14 protein-coding genes are annotated in these 18603 nt (G+C 57.3%); 10 read left to right on the top strand and 4 right to left on the bottom strand.

The window, feature by feature from the left end; all coding sequences use genetic code 11:
- Positions 1–131 precede the first annotated feature (131 nt).
- The 3 genes from VIN96_RS07535 to VIN96_RS07525 all read left to right on the top strand — a co-directional run bounded on the left by VIN96_RS07535 (position 132) and on the right by VIN96_RS07525 (position 4097).
- Positions 132–584: a hypothetical protein gene (locus tag VIN96_RS07535; protein ID WP_331895113.1), complete on the top strand. Its 453-nt coding sequence runs from the start codon at positions 132–134 to the stop codon at positions 582–584.
- A gap of 208 nt (positions 585–792) precedes the next feature.
- Positions 793–1788, top strand: coding sequence for a cytochrome-c peroxidase (locus tag VIN96_RS07530; protein WP_331895111.1), 996 nt, complete (start codon positions 793–795; stop codon positions 1786–1788).
- On the top strand, positions 1785–4097 hold the full coding sequence (locus VIN96_RS07525; protein WP_331895109.1) for a DAHL domain-containing protein: 2313 nt from the start codon (positions 1785–1787) through the stop codon (positions 4095–4097). The genes VIN96_RS07530 and VIN96_RS07525 overlap by 4 nt, the downstream gene beginning before the upstream one ends.
- A 25-nt stretch (positions 4098–4122) precedes the next feature.
- On the opposite strand, the gene VIN96_RS07520 is transcribed toward VIN96_RS07525, so the two are convergent.
- Positions 4123–4941 carry a universal stress protein gene (locus tag VIN96_RS07520; protein ID WP_331895108.1) on the bottom strand — a complete coding sequence of 273 codons (819 nt, stop codon included), beginning with the start codon at positions 4939–4941 and terminating at the stop codon, positions 4123–4125.
- Positions 4942–5100: 159 nt separating this feature from the next.
- Between VIN96_RS07520 and VIN96_RS07515 the strand changes: the two genes are divergently transcribed.
- The 6 genes from VIN96_RS07515 (at position 5101) to VIN96_RS07490 (ending at position 12640) form a co-directional block, all read left to right on the top strand.
- A complete protein-coding gene (locus VIN96_RS07515) occupies positions 5101–6504 on the top strand; it encodes an aspartate aminotransferase family protein (RefSeq protein WP_331895107.1) in 1404 nt (467 codons plus the stop codon).
- A 184-nt stretch (positions 6505–6688) separates the two neighbouring features.
- Positions 6689–7900, top strand: a complete 1212-nt coding sequence (gene hemA, locus VIN96_RS07510; protein ID WP_331895105.1) for a 5-aminolevulinate synthase — start codon at positions 6689–6691, stop codon at positions 7898–7900.
- Between the two features lie 242 nt (positions 7901–8142).
- Complete coding sequence (locus VIN96_RS07505; RefSeq protein WP_331895103.1) at positions 8143–9711, top strand: inorganic phosphate transporter; 1569 nt, start codon at positions 8143–8145, stop codon at positions 9709–9711.
- A gap of 52 nt (positions 9712–9763) precedes the next feature.
- Positions 9764–11599: a Na/Pi symporter gene (locus VIN96_RS07500; protein WP_331895101.1), complete on the top strand. Its 1836-nt coding sequence runs from the start codon at positions 9764–9766 to the stop codon at positions 11597–11599.
- 86 nt (positions 11600–11685) lie between these two features.
- On the top strand, positions 11686–11934 hold the full coding sequence (locus VIN96_RS07495; protein ID WP_331895100.1) for an iron-sulfur cluster co-chaperone HscB C-terminal domain-containing protein: 249 nt from the start codon (positions 11686–11688) through the stop codon (positions 11932–11934).
- A 151-nt stretch (positions 11935–12085) separates the two neighbouring features.
- Positions 12086–12640 (top strand): hypothetical protein, encoded by a 555-nt coding sequence (locus tag VIN96_RS07490; protein ID WP_331895099.1) that lies wholly within the window; start codon positions 12086–12088, stop codon positions 12638–12640.
- Here the strand turns inward: VIN96_RS07490 and VIN96_RS07485 are convergent.
- The 3 genes from VIN96_RS07485 to VIN96_RS07475 all read right to left on the bottom strand — a co-directional run bounded on the left by VIN96_RS07485 (position 12637) and on the right by VIN96_RS07475 (position 15336).
- The gene (locus tag VIN96_RS07485) at positions 12637–14154 is read right to left on the bottom strand and encodes a sensor histidine kinase (protein ID WP_331895097.1); all 1518 of its coding nucleotides are present in this window, start codon (positions 14152–14154) and stop codon (positions 12637–12639) included. The genes VIN96_RS07490 and VIN96_RS07485 overlap by 4 nt on opposite strands.
- Before the next feature lie 87 nt (positions 14155–14241).
- Positions 14242–14733 (bottom strand): Hpt domain-containing protein, encoded by a 492-nt coding sequence (locus VIN96_RS07480; RefSeq protein ID WP_331895095.1) that lies wholly within the window; start codon positions 14731–14733, stop codon positions 14242–14244.
- A gap of 33 nt (positions 14734–14766) precedes the next feature.
- Positions 14767–15336 carry a response regulator gene (locus VIN96_RS07475; protein WP_331895094.1) on the bottom strand — a complete coding sequence of 190 codons (570 nt, stop codon included), beginning with the start codon at positions 15334–15336 and terminating at the stop codon, positions 14767–14769.
- A 285-nt stretch (positions 15337–15621) separates the two neighbouring features.
- Here VIN96_RS07475 and uvrA point away from each other — a divergent pair, with 285 nt between their 5' ends.
- Positions 15622–18471, top strand: coding sequence for an excinuclease ABC subunit UvrA (uvrA, locus tag VIN96_RS07470; RefSeq protein WP_331895093.1), 2850 nt, complete (start codon positions 15622–15624; stop codon positions 18469–18471).
- The last annotated feature ends 132 nt before the right edge of the window (positions 18472–18603 follow it).

The raw sequence follows: 18603 nt of genomic DNA, 5'->3' as shown, positions 1-18603 counted from the left end.
TGTTACCCGAACGTGGCCTGCAACACGGCGTTACAAAAGCCCCCTTTTCAGTCACACGCCAGCAACGCCTCGGGCGCACGCTTAAAGCTGCAAAGGATGATCCCCATCCCCCGATATTTAGGAGACACGCCATGAAAACCTCAACCCTCATCGTCACTGCGATTGTCGCCACCGTTGCCGTGGGCGCATTGAGCATCGGCAGTACTTATGCACACGGCCCGTTCGGCGGCCCTGGGTATGGACCTCGTACCGGCATGCATCAAGGTTATGGCCGTCATCAGGGTTTTGGCATGATGAACCAAAATGGCCCCGGCTACGGCCCCGGCATGATGCAAGGCTATATGAACCGCGGCGATTGCCCCTACGGCCAGACCCAAGCCCTGGCAACGCCGTTGACGGTCGACGATGTCCGCGCCAACATCGAACAACATCTGCAATGGCGCGGCAACGACCGTCTCAAAGTCGGCGCAGTCACCGAAGTGGACGACAAGACCATTGTCGCCGAAATCGTCACAGTCGATGATTCTCTGGTACATAAAATCCAGATCGACAAAGCGACCGGACAACGCACGCCGCTGCGCTGACGCGCATTTCAACACCCCCGCTCACGCCTAAGTGGGCTGCGACGACCTCCCCCTCCCCCACGCGGGTGGGGGGGAAGTCGTTTTATGGCGCGTATAATGTCTAAATTCATATACATTGGACGCGATACGCTTACATTCGCGTGGAACTTTTTTGCGAAATTAACTAAAAAGGACTATGCGATTCAGTGAACCATTTTCGAGAATGCGCTTGAAACCGACAAACCCTTCCTTCGCGCGTTCGATTGCGGCCACCTTGACGACGCTCCTACTCTGCCTGCCCAGCGCCCTCGCGTCGCAAGAGAGCTGGCGCGGCAGTCCCGTATCGCCCTTGCCCACAGATGCCGCCGATTTGGACCCGCGCAAAGTGCGCTTGGGCGAAGAAATGTTTCACGATCCGCGTCTGTCCGCCGACGACACCATCAGCTGCGCCAGCTGTCACGATCTTGCCAGCGGCGGCGTGGACGGCTTGGTAAAACCGATTGGCATCGGCGGCGCACAAGGTTTCGTCAACACGCCAACGGTGTTCAACAGCGCTTACAATTTCACCCAGTTTTGGGATGGTCGCGCCGAAAACCTGAAAGAGCAGGCTTCTGGCCCGGTGCACAACCCGGTCGAAATGGGGTCCAACTGGTCTCAGGTTGTCGACAAATTGAAGCGCGACGCGCGTATTGTGGCGGCATTCGACGCCACCTACGACGACGGTCTCACAAGCGATAACATCGTCGACGCCATCACCACGTTCGAGCGCACCTTGGTGACCATGGACGCCCCGTTCGACCGCTATCTCAAAGGCGACAAATCCGCCATCAGCAAACAAGCGGAATTCGGATACGAACTGTTCCAGTCTTACGGCTGCGTGGCGTGTCACCAAGGCGTTAATGTCGGCGGAAACATGTACCAAACCATGGGTGCGATGGGCGATTATTTCGGTGACCGCGGCAATGTGCAGAAAAGCGACATGGGCCGATATCAGGTCACGGGGCGCGACGAAGACCGACATGTATTCAAAGTGCCCAGCTTACGCGTCGTGGCGCACACCGCCCCCTACTTTCACGATGGCAGCGCCAAAACACTCGAAGACGCGATACGTCATATGGCGAAGTATCAGTTGGGCCGCGATGACATGCCGGAAACCGATGTTCAAGCCATCATCGCGTTCCTCAACAGTTTGGCCGGCGAGTACAAGAGGTTCGATCCCAAATGACGCGAACGTCCGGCCCTCTTCCCTTTCTGCTTTTGGCCGCCACTGCCGTTCTGGTGTTGGTGTTTTCATTCCAGACCCGACTGATGGACCTGGACCGTCACAGCGCCGCTGCGCAAGACCTCCTACACCTCAAACAACTCGACACCCAACTCGACGAGCAGACCCTCAAGGCCGTGTCTTTGCAGTTGATGCATTACGACAGCATCGTCGGCACCGTGGCGCGTATGAAGGAACTGAACGAAAAGCTGCACAACCCGACAACCGGACTTTACGGTCTGATCAGCCCAGCGCTGAACAAACAGCTCAATATCTTCAAATCCTACATGCAAACCAAGTTCGATCTGGTCGAGTCCGTCAAATCGCGCACCGCCATCGTGCGCAACACCATCAATTACCTGCCGTTGGAAATTGCCCGCATCACGGCTCATCGGCACGACCCGCAAACGGTCGACATGCATCGACTGCTCAGTGCCTTGCTGTTTCACAACATCACACAAAGCGAAAACAGTCGTCTCGAGATTCTCGACATCATCGACGACTTGAAAAACGCGAACCTCACTGCCACGGACCGTGTCGCCATCGATAAGGTCCTGGTCCACGTCGCAGCGAATTTGAGCGCAAACGACGACATCGCCAAAAGCATGACACGGCTGACGCAATTGCCGACCACGGAAACGCTCGACGACATCTACGAGACCCATATGACCTTTACGGTCGAACGCATCCGCAACGCCAACACCTTTCGCGTCGTTCTTCTGGTTCTGACCCTGATCTTGTTCGCAGGCCTTGCCTTTGCACTGATGCGGTTGCGCAAAGCGCACGACTTGTCCGAACGCACCTCCCGCCAGTTCCGCGATGCGGCGCAAAGCATAGGCGAAGGCTTTGCGTTCTTCGACGCGGAAGGCCGGCTGTCGTTCTGGAACGCTACATTTGAAAAGCTGCACGCAGACATAGGTGATGCGCTTACCCGTGGCGTCACCTTCGTCGACTTTCAACAAACCTGTCTTGAACGCAACATATACGAGGATCTGGTCTTCGACGAGGATGCGGGCAATGATGCCATGCGCCAAGCCCTCGGTCATCCCTATATCATCAAATTCGGAGACGGCTCTTGGATTCTTGCCAGCGACAGCCCCATGGCCGACGGCGGCACCGCCAGCGTGCGCATCGACATCACCGCCACCAAACACGCTGAAGAACAACTGCGCAAACTGTCGCGCGCCGTCGAACAAAGCCCAGCCAGCGTGATGATCACCGACACCCAGGGCATCATCACCTATGTCAATCCGAAGTTCGAGGACGCCACCGGATACAGCGCCAACGAGGCCATCGGCCAACGCCCGCAACTCATCAGTTCGGGTGAAAAGAACACCGAAGAATACGAGCAGCTATGGAAAACCATCACCAGCGGCGGCGAATGGCGTGGTGAATTTCATAACAAGCGCAAGGACGGCACCTTGTTTTGGGAATACGCGTCGATCTCACCGATCAAGAACGAGCGCGGCGAAATCACCTCCTATGTCGCCGTCAAGGAAGACATCACCGATCGCAAGAAAGTCATCTCCGAATTGATGACGGCAAAGGAGCAGGCGGAAATGGCCAGCCACGCCAAGACCCAGTTCCTCGCCAACATGAGCCACGAACTTCGCACGCCGCTCAACGCCATCATCGGCTTTTCGGAAATGATCAAGGAGCAGATGTTCGGCCCCATCGGCAACGACAATTACGTCGAATACAGCAGCAACATCCTGACCTCCGGCCAGCACTTGCTGGGCGTCATCAACGACATCTTGGATGTATCGCGCATCGAAACGGGCACCATGGTCATCCGCGATGAACACATCGACATCGTCGAGCTGTGCCACACCTGTCTAGACATGGTGAAACCGCAAGCCGAATTCGCCAAGTTGGCCCTGCATGGCACGGTGCAAGACGACTTGCCGAAGCTGCACGGCGATGCGGTGCGCATGAAGCAGGTCATCCTCAACCTGCTCAGCAATGCGATCAAATTCACGCCCCAAGGCGGCAAGATTGATTTTATCGCGCATCGAGAAGAAGACGGCGCGCTGGCCTTGATCGTGCGCGACAGCGGTTACGGCATCCCCGAAAACAAACGCCAAAGCATTCTCGAGCCGTTCGAACAGGTCAGCGACATCTACACCCGCAACCACGAAGGCAGCGGCATGGGTCTGTTCCTGGTGAACTCGTTCGTGACGCTGCATGGCGGCTCGTTGGAGATTGACAGCGAAATCGATACCGGCACCACCGTCACCGTTCGCTTCCCCATCGAGCGCACCATCGCAGCCTAACGCCAGCTAAACCGCTGGCGCGTCGTCAATGCGACATCAAAACCGGTATGGTCATGTGTTCCAGCATGTGCTGGGTGACGCCGCCCATCACCAGCTCGCGCCATCGTGCGTGGCCGTATGCACCCATCACCAACATGTCGGCACCAAAGTCCGCGGCGTGTGACAACATCATCGCGCCGGGTTCCATGTCGCGGGCCTGAACCGTGCGTGCCACGGCCTTGATGCCGTGACGCGACAGATGCGCGACAGCGTCTTGACCACCGCTGTCGCCTTCTTCGACGTTGACGCCCAAAACCTCTACCGCGTCGGCCTGACGCATCAGCGCCATCGCATCGCCCATGGCCCGCGCGGCGGCGCGGCTGCCATCCCATGCAACCAACACCCGCTTGCCGACCGTGGCGAACGATCCCGCATACGGCACCGCCAAAACCGGCCGGCCCAACGACAACGCTAAACGTCCGGCGACGTCCTCGCTGCTCGACATCGCGGGCTCGTCGGGGTTGACCTGACCGACGATGACAAGATCGGCATAGCGTCCGTAAGCTTGGATGCCTTCGATCAGATCGCCGCGCATCGTTCGCCATTCGGTGGAAATATTATTCGCGCCAAGCCCCTGATCGAACGCAGCCTTGGCCTCTGCTGCCATTTCCTCGCCAAAACGCACCTGGGCATCGATGACGTCTGCGCCCAGCTGGGCTTCGATGTAGGGAGGAATATCGGGTGGGGTGGTGACGTGCACACCCATCACATGGGCACCATGCTGGGCGGCCAACGCGGCGGCGACGTCTACGCAGCCTTGACGGGCGGAATTCCCGACATGAACAAGAATGTCTTTAATCGCCATTGCAATTCTCCTTGCGGCGTTACCTACCCTCTGGCCCTATTTAAGACCGATCGTGAAGACGCTGTCCATGCTTGAAAAGAATAGGAAAACGATTGCCCTCGGACGCACAATGATCGAAGCTGTGAACCCTTATCAACTCGACCACGAAGGCCGCGCACCATGTCCTCCCCATCGTCCCCCGCCCTGCCCAATTCCACCGCTCAACGCGATGTGGAATCGCTGATCCACCCCTACACCAACCTGAAACTTCATCAGGAAACCGGACCGTTGGTGATCACCCGCGGCGAAGGGGTTCATGTCTATGGCGAGGATGGCACGCAGTACATCGAGGCCATGGCCGGGCTGTGGTGCACGTCGCTGGGCTGGAACGAGCAACGCCTTATCGATGCTGCGACCAACGCGCTACAACGCCTGCCGTTTTATCATTCGTTCACCCACAAGGTGCCCGACGTGACCGTCGATCTGGCGGAAAAACTGTTGGAACTGGCGCCGGTCAAGATGGGCAAGGTGTTCTTCGCCAACTCCGGCTCCGAGGCCGTCGACACCGCATTGAAGCTGGTGTGGTACGTCAACAACGCGCGCGGCAAGCCGAACAAGAAAAAGGTCATCGCGCGCGAAAAGGCTTATCACGGCGTCACCGTCGCGGGCGCCAGCCTGACCGGTTTGCCCGCCTGTCAAAACGATTTCGACGTGCCCATCGCGGGCGTGCTGCGCACCGGATGCCCGCATCATTACCGTTTCGCCAAGGACGGTGAGACCGAAGAACAGTTCGCCACCCGCCTTGCCGACGAACTGGAGCAGTTGATCGTGTCCGAAGGTCCCGACACGGTCGCCGCCATGTTCGCCGAACCGGTGATGGGCGCCGGCGGCGTGATCGTGCCGCCCGCGACCTATTTCGACAAGATCCAGGCGGTGCTGAAAAAGTACGACGTGATGCTGATCGCCGACGAAGTGATCTGCGGCTTCGGACGTACCGGTAACATGTGGGGCAGCCAGACGTACAACCTTAAACCCGACATGATGACCATGGCCAAGGCGCTGTCATCGGCCTATATCCCCATTTCCGCGCTGATGGTCAGCGACGAAATCTTCGCCGACATGGTCAAGGAAAGCGAAAAGCTGGGCGTGTTCGGTCACGGCTACACCTACGGCGGCCATCCGGTGGCCTGTGCGGTGGCGTTGGAAACCCTGAAAATTTACGAAGAACGCGATATCGTCGGTTACGTGCAGGACATCTCCCCGGCCCTGCAGATGGGCCTACGCGGTTTCCATGGACATCCGCTGGTTGGCGAAGTGCGGGGCGTCGGTTTGGTCGGCGCGATCGAACTGGTCAAAGACAAAGCCAGCCACGCCAGCTTCGATGCCAAGCTCGGCGTCGGCATGAAATGCGCCAAGTTCATGCAAAACAACGGTGTGATCAGCCGGGCCATGGGCGACACCCTGGCGTTTTCACCGCCGCTGATCATCACCCAGGACGAAATCGCCGAGATGCTCTCGCGTGTCGCCGTGGCCTTGGACCAAACCTTGGAATGGCTCCAGAGCGAGGGCCATTTCGCCCCTTAATCGCCCCATTGCCGCCGCAATGAGGCACCAACATCGGAAAACAACACTATTTGTGTGCGAAATCTTGCAGTGAATCATCCGATTCGAGTAAGATAGCCGCAACAAAAAAGAATATGCATGAGCCGAGCGTGGCCAACACACCACAAAAGTTCAATAAATCGGCCTTGCCCTTGCGGAGGATTCCATGGACTACCAGCAGTTCTTTACCGACAAAATCGCTGAATTGAAGGCCGAAGGCCGTTATCGGGTGTTTGCCGACCTGCAACGCCAAGCAGGCAAATTTCCAACGGCCTTTGTGCATAAGGACGGTGAGGTAAAGGAAATCACGGTGTGGTGTTCCAACGACTACATGGGCATGGGCCAAAATCCCGGCGCGATCCAGGCCATGCAAGAGGTCGCGGGCAGCTATGGCGTCGGCGCAGGCGGGACGCGCAACATTTCCGGCACCATGCACGAACACGTGCTGTTGGAAGCCGAACTGGCCGACCTGCACAACACCGAAAGCGCGCTGCTGTTTCAATCGGGCTGGATCGCCAACATGACCACCCTGTCGACCGTCGGCTCGATGCTGCCCGGCTGTGTGATCGTATCCGACAGCAAAAACCACAATTCGATGATCGAAGGCATCCGCCATTCGCGCGCGGAAAAACACATCTTCCGCCACAACGATGTCGAAGACCTGGAAAACGTGCTCAAAACCATCGACCCCGCCCGTCCCAAGATGATCGCCTTTGAAAGCGTCTATTCGATGGACGGCGATATTTCGCCGATCAAGGAGATCTGCGATCTGGCCGACAAATACGGCGCGATGACGTTCCTCGACGAAGTGCACGCGGTGGGCCTTTACGGTCCGCGCGGCGCGGGCGTGGCGGAACGCGATGGCCAAATGGACCGCATCACCATCATCCAAGGCACGCTGGCCAAGGCGTTCGGCGTAATCGGCGGCTACATCGCGGGCACCCAGTCGATGTGCGATTTCGTGCGCAGCTACGGCACCGGGTTCATCTTCTCCAGCTCTATGCCGCCGGCCGTCGCCGCAGCCGCACGCACCAACGTCAACCACTTGAAAAACCACAACGAACTGCGCGAACGCCACCAGGAACGCGCAGCCACGCTGAAGCAGCGCTTCCGCGACGCGGGCATCCCGGTGATGGACAGCGTCAGCCACATCGTGCCGGTACTGGTCGGCGATGCGGTGCTGTGCAAACAGGCGTCCGACGATCTGATGGAACGTCACAACATCTACGTTCAGCCGATCAACTACCCGACCGTCGAACGCGGCAAAGAACGCCTGCGCTTCACCCCCACCCCGCACCACACCGACGCACACATCGATCACCTAATCGAAGCGGTCAAGGAAGTGTGGGGGCGACTGGGCCTCAAAGCCGCCGCATAAGCGGTGTAATAGTGTTTCGTAAGATTATCGCAGCCTAAGCCGAAATCGCCATTGCCCTTCGCATGACATGGCAACTTCAAGACTGACGGCGACCATCGAAATGGTCGCCGTTTTTCCATGCCTCAATCATATCCCTTTAGAATGTTACGTATTTGTTGCAGATTTAATACACAAACGCCCCGTATTTATTTACAATTGTCTATTGTGATTTCTACAAAGGCGGATTGAGGGGGATAGACTGCATGGAGCTGAAAAATCTGGCCGATATTGAGCACGCGACCATCGCCGCGCGCCAGGAGTTCTTGCGTCTAGGCACCGCGATCTTGTTTCTGGTCGGGGTGCTGATTTATGCGGGGGTGATGTTCAAGGGCATCCCCAACGCATACCTGATGATCGCCGCGGCCATGGTCGGCGGCTATATGGCCATGAACATCGGCGCCAACGACGTCGCCAACAACGTCGGCCCCGCCGTCGGCTCCAAGACTGTGACCCTCACCGGCGCGATCATCATCGCCGCGACATTCGAATCCGCAGGTGCATTGATCGCCGGCGGCGACGTGGTCGGCACGATCAAGAACGGTATCATCGATCCGGATTTGATCAATGATCCCGACACCTTCATTTGGGTGATGCTGGCGGCCTTGATGGCGGGCGCGCTGTGGTTGAACATCGCGACCATGAACGGCTTGCCGGTTTCGACCACCCACTCCATCGTCGGCGGCGTGTTGGGTGCGGGTATCGCGGCAGCCGGTTGGGATGTCGCCAACTGGGGCAAAATGAGCGCCATCGCCGCCAGTTGGGTGATCTCGCCGATTTTCGGCGGCATCATCGCGGCGGCGTTTTTGTACATCATCAAACGCACCATCATGTACCAAAGCGATATGCTGGAATCGGCGAAAAAAGTCGTCCCGGTCCTGGTCGCCGTGATGGTGCTGGCCTTCACCACCTACCTGATGCTCAAGGGCGTGAAAAAAATCGTCAAGGTCGATTTCGTCACTGCGCTCGGTATCGGTAGCGCCTTGGCGGTGGTTGCTTACCTCGGTCTCAAACCGATGATCGCCAAGCAGACCCTCGATTTGTCGGCCGACAAAAGCGGCGTCAACAAGCTGTTCGTGCTGCCGCTGATTTTCGCTGCGGCGTTGTTGAGCTTCGCCCACGGCGCAAACGACGTCGCCAACGCGGTCGGCCCCTTGGCAGGCATCTACGACGCCATCATGACCGGAGAAGTCGTCAAGAAAGCCCCGATCCCCATCTGGGTGATGATGATCGGCGCCTTGGGCATTTCGTTCGGTCTAGCGCTGTATGGGCCAAAGTTGATCCGCACCGTCGGCTCGGAAATCACAGAATTGGACCAAGGCCGCGCTTTTTGCATTGCCATGTCCGCCGCCATCACGGTGATTATTGCAAGCCAACTGGGATTGCCCATCAGCTCCACCCACGTCGCCATCGGCGCGGTGTTCGGGGTCGGCTTTTTGCGTGAATACATCAAGAAAAACTACCGCCGCATGCTCGACGAGATCCGCGAACACCATGCGGGCGCGGACGAAGCCGAAGTCGAAGCCTTTCTCACCAAGTTCGAGGCGGCACCTTTGATCGAAAAGCAAAACATGCTCGCTGACCTCAAGGCGCGCAAAGCGCAATCGGCCTTTACCAAACACGATCGCAAGAGCCTCAACCGCGAGGTTCACAAAGCCTTGGTCAAACGCTCGATGGCGCTGAAAATCGCTTCCGCTTGGATCATCACGGTGCCGTTGTCGGGGGTCATGGCCGCGCTGTTGTATTTCACCATCAGAGGCTTCATGTTGCCTTAAAGAGTTGCCCTCAACGCCAAGTCTGTAACCGTAGAGACGATCCGGTGCACCGATGCTGAAACGAATTGTACTGCCGACCATTTTAATCATCCTGGCCTACAGTTTTTGGCTCAGCCCGAATTTCAAGGAAATCGCCGCCGGCGTCTCGATCTTTCTGTTCGGCATGCTGTTTTTGGAAGAAGGCTTCAAAGCCTTCACGGGCGGGTTGCTGGAAAAGCTGCTGCAACGCACCACCAGCAATTTGTGGAAAAGCATATCCTTCGGCATCGCAACCACCACGGTGATGCAATCGAGCTCTCTGGTGTCGGTGATCACCATCTCGTTTCTCAGCGCAGGTCTGATTGGCTTGGGGTCGGGCATCGGCATCATCTTCGGCGCCAACATCGGCACCACCACCGGCGCATGGCTGGTGGCCGGTTTTGGCTTGAAGGTCAACATTTCCGCCTACGCCATGCCGATGCTGGTGTTCGGCGTGATCTTGGTGCTGCAATCGTCCAAAACCCTTAAGGGTATGGGCTACGTGCTTGCCGGTTTGGGCTTTTTGTTCTTGGGCATCCACTACATGAAAGAAGGCTTCGAAGCCTTTCGCGACACCGTGGACCTAGCGTCCTTCGCCATGAGCGGATACATGGGGCTGTTCGTCTACACCGCCATCGGTCTCGCCGCCACCGTCATCATGCAATCGAGCCACGCCACATTGGTGCTCATCATCACGGCGCTGGGTTCCGGTCAGATCACCTATGAAAACGGTCTGGCACTGGCCATTGGCGCCAACATCGGCACCACCATCACCGCCATCATCGGTTCGATCAGCGCCAACCATCAGGGCAAGCGCTTGGCCGGGGCGCACTTGATTTTCAACGCCGTCACCGGCTTGATCGCCATCGTCTTCATTCACCAACTGATTTGGGCCGTGGATGGGGTCGCCGCCAATGTCGGCATCGCCCACGACGACTACACCATGAAGCTGGCGGTCTTTCACACCATATTCAACGCCATCGGCGTCGCCGTCATGACGCCGTTCACCGCCAAGCTGGTGACGTTTCTCGAACGCGCCATCCCGACGCCCAAGATCACCGTGGTCGAACCCGAATACCTCAACAACGCCGTCATCGAGTTCCCTGAAACCTTGCTGGAAGCGGTGCGAAACGAAACCATTCACCTGTACGACAATGCGTTCGAAATCATGGCCCACGGCCTAAGCTTGCATCGCCATCAAATTCTGTCCGATATCGACCTCGCACAACACACAGAATACAGCCGCGAGGTGATGAATTTCGATCTTGACCAAATCTACATGACCAAGGTCAAGACGCTCTACGCCGCGATCATCGAATTCATCAGCCAGGCGCAGAACCAACTGCCGCCCGATTTCGCCAACAACTTGTACGAACTGCGTCACGCATGCGGTAACATCGTTCAAAGCGTCAAGGAAATCAAACATCTACGCAAAAACATGTCGATCAACATCGTGTCCGAAAATGACGATGTGCGGCGTGAGTACAATCGTATCCGCACCGAATTGGGCCAGTTGATGCGCACCATTGACGCCTTGCGCCAACCCGATGGGGAGAGCGCCGACGTTCTCGACCTGGACGACTTCAAGGTTCGGACCGAAGAGCAGAGCACCGCGTCCATCAATACCCTCGACAGCTTGATACGAGAACGTCGCATCACCGCGACGGCGGGAACATCTTTGATGAACGATCTGGGTTACGCCCGCAATGTAATTTGGAATTTGGCCGAAATGGGCGCCATTTTGTTCGGTGCTCGCGACTCCCACGACCACGCCGCGGCGATGCTGGTGGCCTTGGATGAGGACGACATTGACGACATGTCCACCACGGATGAGCTCGCCGAAAGCCCGCCTCCCGAGGCCAATTCATGAAGTTTTTGTAACGTCTGCGTTTCAAGGGATCAAAATGTGCACAATCAGGATAAAATGGGTAGAGTAACAGGGATGGAGATGAGCGCATGACCACAAGCGAACTTCTAAAAAAGCTCATGCACGTGCTTGAAACGGTCGAAGAATCCAAAGGCCGCAAGCGTCGCGATGCCCTGAAGAAAATCCTCAAAAAACTGAAAACCAAACAAAAGCACCTGGAAGAAAAGTGTGAAGACGCATCCGGCGAAACCAAAAGCAAGCTGGCGCAGAAAATCGACGTGGTCCGCGCGCACCGCAAAAAAGCCATCAAGACCTTGCGCGATTTGAAAAAGAAATAACCGCCCTCTTCTCTTGATCTAACACATCCGGTCATTACGGTTGAATTGCACGGGCCGGATTTTCGCCCCATATTGAGGTGCAGCTCAATCGTGACCGCCATCCGGCACTTCGCTATAATGGCCGCGATTCTCAAGGAGACGTGCGCCTTCCATGTTTGCCGACAACACCCTGACGCCCAAGGAAGCCATCCGCCTGTGCGCGCTCGGTACGCTCGCGCTCGCCGATCACCCCTTGCGCTATAGTGAACTGGCTGGCGCCATCCGCCATTTCACCAGCCGCATCACCGGACCGTCGCTGGATATCATGGGAACCTCGATCGAATTGTTGAAATTCGAAGGTTTGGTCGAACCGATCGACGGCATCGGCATGGAAGACGACGCGCAGTTGCGCCTGACCACCAAAGGCCACGCCGAACTCAAGACTCTGATGACGTCGCGCATCCGTTCCGCGGGCGGCGAGGTCAACAAGCTCATCACCACCTTAAAGCTCCGCTTCCTGCATCTACTGGATGCCGACGCCCAATACGAGCAAATCGATTTGCTGATTGAAAATTGCGACACGGAACTGGCGCGTCTGGATGACCTGCGCAATCACCATGGCAAGGATCCCGGCCATCTCGTTGCGTGGTTGGACCACGACATAGATCAGCTTGAGGCGCATTTGGACTGGTTGGAGGCGTTCCGTGCACGTCTCTCAAGCGACTAGGCCGCCATTGGCAACCTGAACCAAAACGTACTGCCGTGACCGGTTTCGCTGTTGACGCCGATTTCGCCGCCCATCACATCCACCAGTTTCTTGGCGATGGTCAGGCCCAGCCCCGTACCTTCGATTTTCGTTTGTTCGGCGCCCAGCCGAACATAGGGACGGAACAGTTTCTGCAACTGCTCGCTCGACAAGCCCTGACCGGTATCTGTGACGCTAATGCGAACGAAACCGTCATCATCGTGGCATTCCAACTGCACGGTGCCATGATCAGAATTGTACTTGATGGCATTGGTGATGAAATTCAGAAGCACTTGGCGCACCCGTCCCATATCGGCGAAAACCGGCGATATGGCATTGCCTTGGGTCAGGTTGATCAGCTTTATATCGGCGGATTCGGCCTGCATCGCGGTCAAATGCAAGCACTCCTCGATCAGCGGTTGGGGATCGAACGCTTCTAGGTCGACCTGAAATGTACCCGCTTCGATTTTGCTGAGGTCGAGCAATTCGTTGATCAGATCCAGCAAGTGCTGACCGCTTTGCTTGATGATCGCAATACCCTCTTCCTGGGAGGGCGTCAGGGGGGAGTGCTTATCGAACTCCATCAGTTGAGAAAAACCCAAAATGGCGTTGAGCGGCGTGCGCAGTTCGTGGCTCATGGACGACATGAACCCACCCATCGCGGCGCGGGCGTTCTCCGCATCGATCCGCGCCCAGTTCAGGTCCTCAGACATGGCGACCAGTTCCACGGCTTGTTTTTCGAACTTGTCTTTGGCCATTTCCAACTCGACGTTGCGGATCGCCATTTCATCGTTGAGGTCGCCCAATTCAACGAAATAGTCCCTGATTTTGCGCACCATGGGACGAAAGATCGCCAGCCCGGCAGTCAATAAGACCGCCAGCGTGGCAAACAGGCCAGCTTGTTGGATGGCTTTGAGCTTGGATATCTTGGTGTCGGTTTCCAATTGGTAAGCCGCGACCACTTGATCGAGCCCGGCATCGATTTCCGGACGCATTTGGATCAACGCCTGCAACCCCAGACGAGCTTTGCGGATCGCGCGGGTGTCGTTCTCATCGGCAAAGCTGATGGCGAAACCATTCTCTATGTAGGCGCGGATTTTTCCATCCAGGTTCGATTGGGCGTCGAAGAACAGTTCTTGAACCTTCTCCGACATCGGCAGTGTTTTGCCATCACCCAGGTCGCCATAGGCCAAGATAAGGTGAGTGCGCTCCAGGTTCTCCAGCGCTTCCGTCAAACGGTCTTGTAAGTCCAAACGGGCCTGTTCGTCAGCGGCGTACAGCAATTGTCCGCCAAGCATTTCGATTTCCAGCGCCAAGGTCCGTTGTTGACCGCTGACACGGATCACCTCGCCGTCTTTTTGTTGTTCAAGAGTAACCGAATAGGAGATGGCGAAGATCAGCGCCGCCAACAGCGCAATCACCACCAGCACCCCGACGTAGCGTAGCGTCAGGTGGAGGTACCTCGGTTCTGGCAGATGAGCGCGTGGGGGGGGCACTGCTATCTTGCTCCTGCTGTCTCAGTTATTGCATCAGATGAGATCCGCAAGTATCTGTTTTGTAAACACTTTGATTTCTGGATGGTGTTATTTGGCCTTATCGCCAACCAACGTCAAGCCCATCAAAAGCTGGCGTCCTTCGTTGCCGCCATCCCCCTTGAGGCCCTTGGTGATGATCACGCGCATGGCGTCGATATGAACGCGGATCATATTCAGTTGGCGAGGGCCGACAGTGTCCATTTTCTCCACCAACCGGCACAACTGGTCGCCGATCGCGGTCATTAGGTCGTAACCGAAGCTGCCGCCTTGGCCCTTCATATCGTGCGCGATCTGGAAAACACTTTCCAAGTTCGCGGCGTCGTCACCACCCTGAGTTTTCAGTTTTTCGTAGGCTGCTTCCAGACGCACCAGATCCTCTTTGACCCAATCTAAATAATCGTCTGCAAGATTGGCGATCACTTCTTCCGCTTTCGCCAAAGCTTCCAGGTCAACCGCACCGGGGCCGCCTTTTTCGACCTTACCCTGCAAGGTTTGCGGCGGGTTGATCACTTGAGCCTTTTGAGGGGTATCGTCAGACATCCGTCAATTTTTCCTATGCACACATGCGCCCCGTCAACCGTTCAACAGGGCATTGATTTCATCTTGGGACAATTCGGGCGTATCGCCGCCGCCACTGCCGCTCTCGGCCTCTTTTTCGGATTTGCGCCGTTCAGGCCCATTGTAATTGGGATTGCTTTTGCGCCGCCGGTCGGGACCGAAATACAGCCCTGCTCGCACGAACGGGCGAGGATTCTCAATGATGGAACGAATGCGCGAGTAAAGTTTCTTGGCGGAAATGGGTTTGGCCAGAAACTCGTGAACGCCGCTGTCGCGGGCTTCCATCACCCGGTTCATTTCGGTGTGCCCGGTCAACATGATGATCGGCACGAACGGGTTGGGACTGTCAGAGCCGGTGCGCACCATGCGCACGAAATCCAAACCGTCCAAGGGCGACATGTTCCAGTCGCAAATGATCACATCGGCGGGAAAGTGGCGCAATTCCTTGAACGCGTCCGCACCGTCAGATGCTTCCAGAACGTTTTTCACCCCAAGCGCGTGCAAGATGCTCTTAACCAAAGCCCGCATGTGCTTGTTGTCATCGACAATCAAGAAGTTCAGTCGTGACAGATTATAATCAGACATACACTCTCACACCCAAAGGGTCGTTCAGGGGATTGCCGACATCGGGGCCAGCATACGACCTAATTGGCGTATTGTCCCCCATCGCTTATTAAGCAATGCCTAAGCGCTCCCATATAGGGGTATTCTCCCCATTTAACATCTCTAAATCCAGTGATTTCTGTAAGATTTCAGTCAACTGACCAAGCTTATCTGAGCAGCCCCTTTACGCACACCGGACATAAGGCTACATCTTGCAATCCAGGCTTTTGCTGAGCCTCCCCCCCGAAACCGGCAAGTTGCTCGAAAATGCACGAATTCATCCACGTCAGCGGCGCCCGCGAACACAATTTGAAAGATATCGAGGTCAAGCTCCCCCGCGACAAGCTGGTCGTGATCACCGGCCTGTCCGGTTCCGGCAAGTCATCTTTGGCGTTCGACACCATCTACGCCGAAGGCCAGCGCCGTTATGTCGAAAGCCTGTCGGCCTATGCACGGCAGTTTTTGGAACTGATGTCCAAGCCGGACGTGGATTCGATCGAAGGCCTGTCGCCGGCCATTTCCATCGAACAGAAAACCACCAGCCGTAATCCGCGGTCCACGGTCGGCACGGTGACGGAAATCTACGATTACATGCGCCTGTTGTGGGCGCGCGTCGGCGTGCCGCATTCCCCCGCCACCGGCCTGCCCATCGAAAGCCAGACGGTCAGCCAGATGGTCGACCGGGTGATGGCCATGGAGCCCGGCACGCGGCTTTATCTGCTGGCGCCGATCGTGCGCGGACGTAAAGGTGAATACAAAAAAGAGCTCCAGGAACTTGCCAAAAAGGGCTATCAGCGCGTCAAGGTCGACGGCGAAATCCACGACATCGACGCCGTCCCCGCGCTCAACAAGAAGATCAAGCACGACATCGAAGTGGTGGTCGATCGCTTGGCCGTGAAAGACGGCATCGCCACCCGCTTGGCCGACAGCTTCGAAACCGCGCTGGGGCTGGCCGACGGCTTGGCCTTCACCGAAAACGCCGACACCGGCGAGCGCACCACCTTTTCCGCCAAATTCGCTTGCCCGGTTTCCGGGTTCACCATCGACGAGATCGAACCTCGGCTGTTTTCGTTCAACAACCCGTTCGGCGCCTGCCCGTCATGCGACGGTTTGGGCACGGAAATGTATTTCGACCCCGAACTGGTGATCGCCGACGACCGCCTCACCTTGGCGCAAGGCGCGATCCAGCCGTGGTCGGGGTCTTCATCGCCCTATTACAACCAAACCCTGGAAAGCCTCGCCACCCACTTCGGCTTCGATTTGAAAACGCCGTTCGCGGAACTGGACGAGAGCGTGCAGAACAAACTGCTGTATGGCACCGAGGGCGAAGACGTGCTGATGCGCTACGATGATGGCCGCAAAAGCTATCAGGTCACCAAACCGTTCGAAGGCGTGATCCCCAACATGGAACGGCGCTGGCTGGAAACCGACAGCAACTGGGTGCGCGACGAGCTGAGCAAATACCAGACCGTGACCAAGTGCGAGTCGTGCGGTGGGCATCGCCTCAAACCCGAAGCTTTGGCGGTCAAAATCGCCGGCCTCAACGTGTCGGAAGTCACCGACATGTCGATCCTGGAAGCCGCGCAATGGTTTTTGGGCGTCGAAAAGACCCTCACCAAGCAACAAAGCGAAATCGCCCGGCGCATTTTGCGTGAAATCAACGAACGGCTGGGCTTTTTGGTCAACGTCGGGCTGGAATACCTGACCCTGGCGAGGGCTTCGGGCACGCTGTCGGGCGGCGAAAGCCAGCGTATCCGCTTGGCCTCGCAGATCGGTTCGGGATTGACCGGCGTGCTCTATGTTCTGGACGAGCCATCCATCGGCTTGCACCAGCGTGACAACGACCGGCTGCTCGAGACCCTCAAGCGCCTGCGCGATCTGGGCAACACCGTGATCGTCGTCGAACACGACGAAGACGCCATCCGCATAGCGGACTATCTGCTCGACCTCGGCCCCGGCGCTGGCGTGCACGGCGGCGAAGTCATCGCCAGCGGCACCCCCGAAGAGGTGATGAACGAGCCCAAAAGCCTAACCGGTCAATACCTTACCGGCAAACGCTCCATCGCCGTGCCAAGCAAGCGCCGCCCGGGACGCAAGGATCAGCACATCTCGGTCATCGGCGCGACCGCCAACAACCTGCAAAACGTCACTGTGGACTTCCCGCTGGGCACGTTCACCTGCGTCACCGGGGTATCGGGCGGCGGCAAGTCCTCGCTGGTGATCGAAACGCTCTACAAGGCCTTGGCGCGCCGCCTGCACGGTGCACGCATGCACGCGGGCGCGCACGAACGCATCGAAGGAATCGAATTCATCGACAAGATCGTCGATATCGACCAGTCGCCCATCGGCCGCACGCCGCGTTCCAATCCCGCCACCTATACCGGGGCGTTCACCCCGATCCGCGAATGGTTCGCGGGCTTGCCGGAATCGCAGCGGCGCGGCTACAAACCAGGGCGTTTCAGCTTCAACGTCAAGGGTGGCCGCTGCGAAGCCTGCCAAGGCGACGGCGTGATCAAGATCGAAATGCATTTCCTGCCCGACGTCTACGTCGAATGCGATGTGTGCAAGGGCAAGCGCTACAACCGCGAAACCCTGGACATTCAATTTCGCGGCAAATCCATTGCCGACGTGTTGGATATGACCGTCGAGGAAGGCGTCGAGTTCTTCAAGGCCGTGCCTTCGATCCGCGACAAGCTCGCCACGCTCAATCAAGTGGGGTTAAGCTACATCCACCTCGGCCAGCAAGCGACCACGCTTTCAGGTGGCGAGGCGCAGCGCGTCAAACTGGCCAAGGAACTGTCCAAGCGCGCCACCGGCAAGACCCTCTACATCCTCGATGAACCCACCACCGGGCTGCATTTCGAAGACATCAACAAGCTGTTGGAAGTGCTGCACACCCTGGTGGATCAGGGCAACACCATGATCGTCATCGAGCACAATCTGGAAGTCATCAAGACCGCCGATTGGATCATCGACATCGGTCCCGAGGGCGGGTCGAAAGGCGGTGAAATCATCGCCGAAGGCACGCCAGAGGCCGTCGCCAAGGTGAAACAGAGCTATACCGGGAAATATCTCGCCCCCCACCTCAAACAACGCGCCTCAACGAAAAAAAGCTAACCCGCACTTTTTCGCTTAGCGTGCTCTAAACCGCCCTTTTCAGCGCAGCTGCGACACGTGAAACTCGCATCGCTCAATCATTTTGCGCGCCCAGACCAGCACCGACCGTCAAAAACCTGTAAGATGTGACAG

Origin of the sequence: Magnetovibrio sp. (assembly GCF_036568125.1) — a bacterium.
Classification (GTDB): Bacteria; Pseudomonadota; Alphaproteobacteria; order Rhodospirillales; family Magnetovibrionaceae; genus Magnetovibrio.
This window is presented reverse-complemented; position numbering and strand designations above follow the sequence as displayed.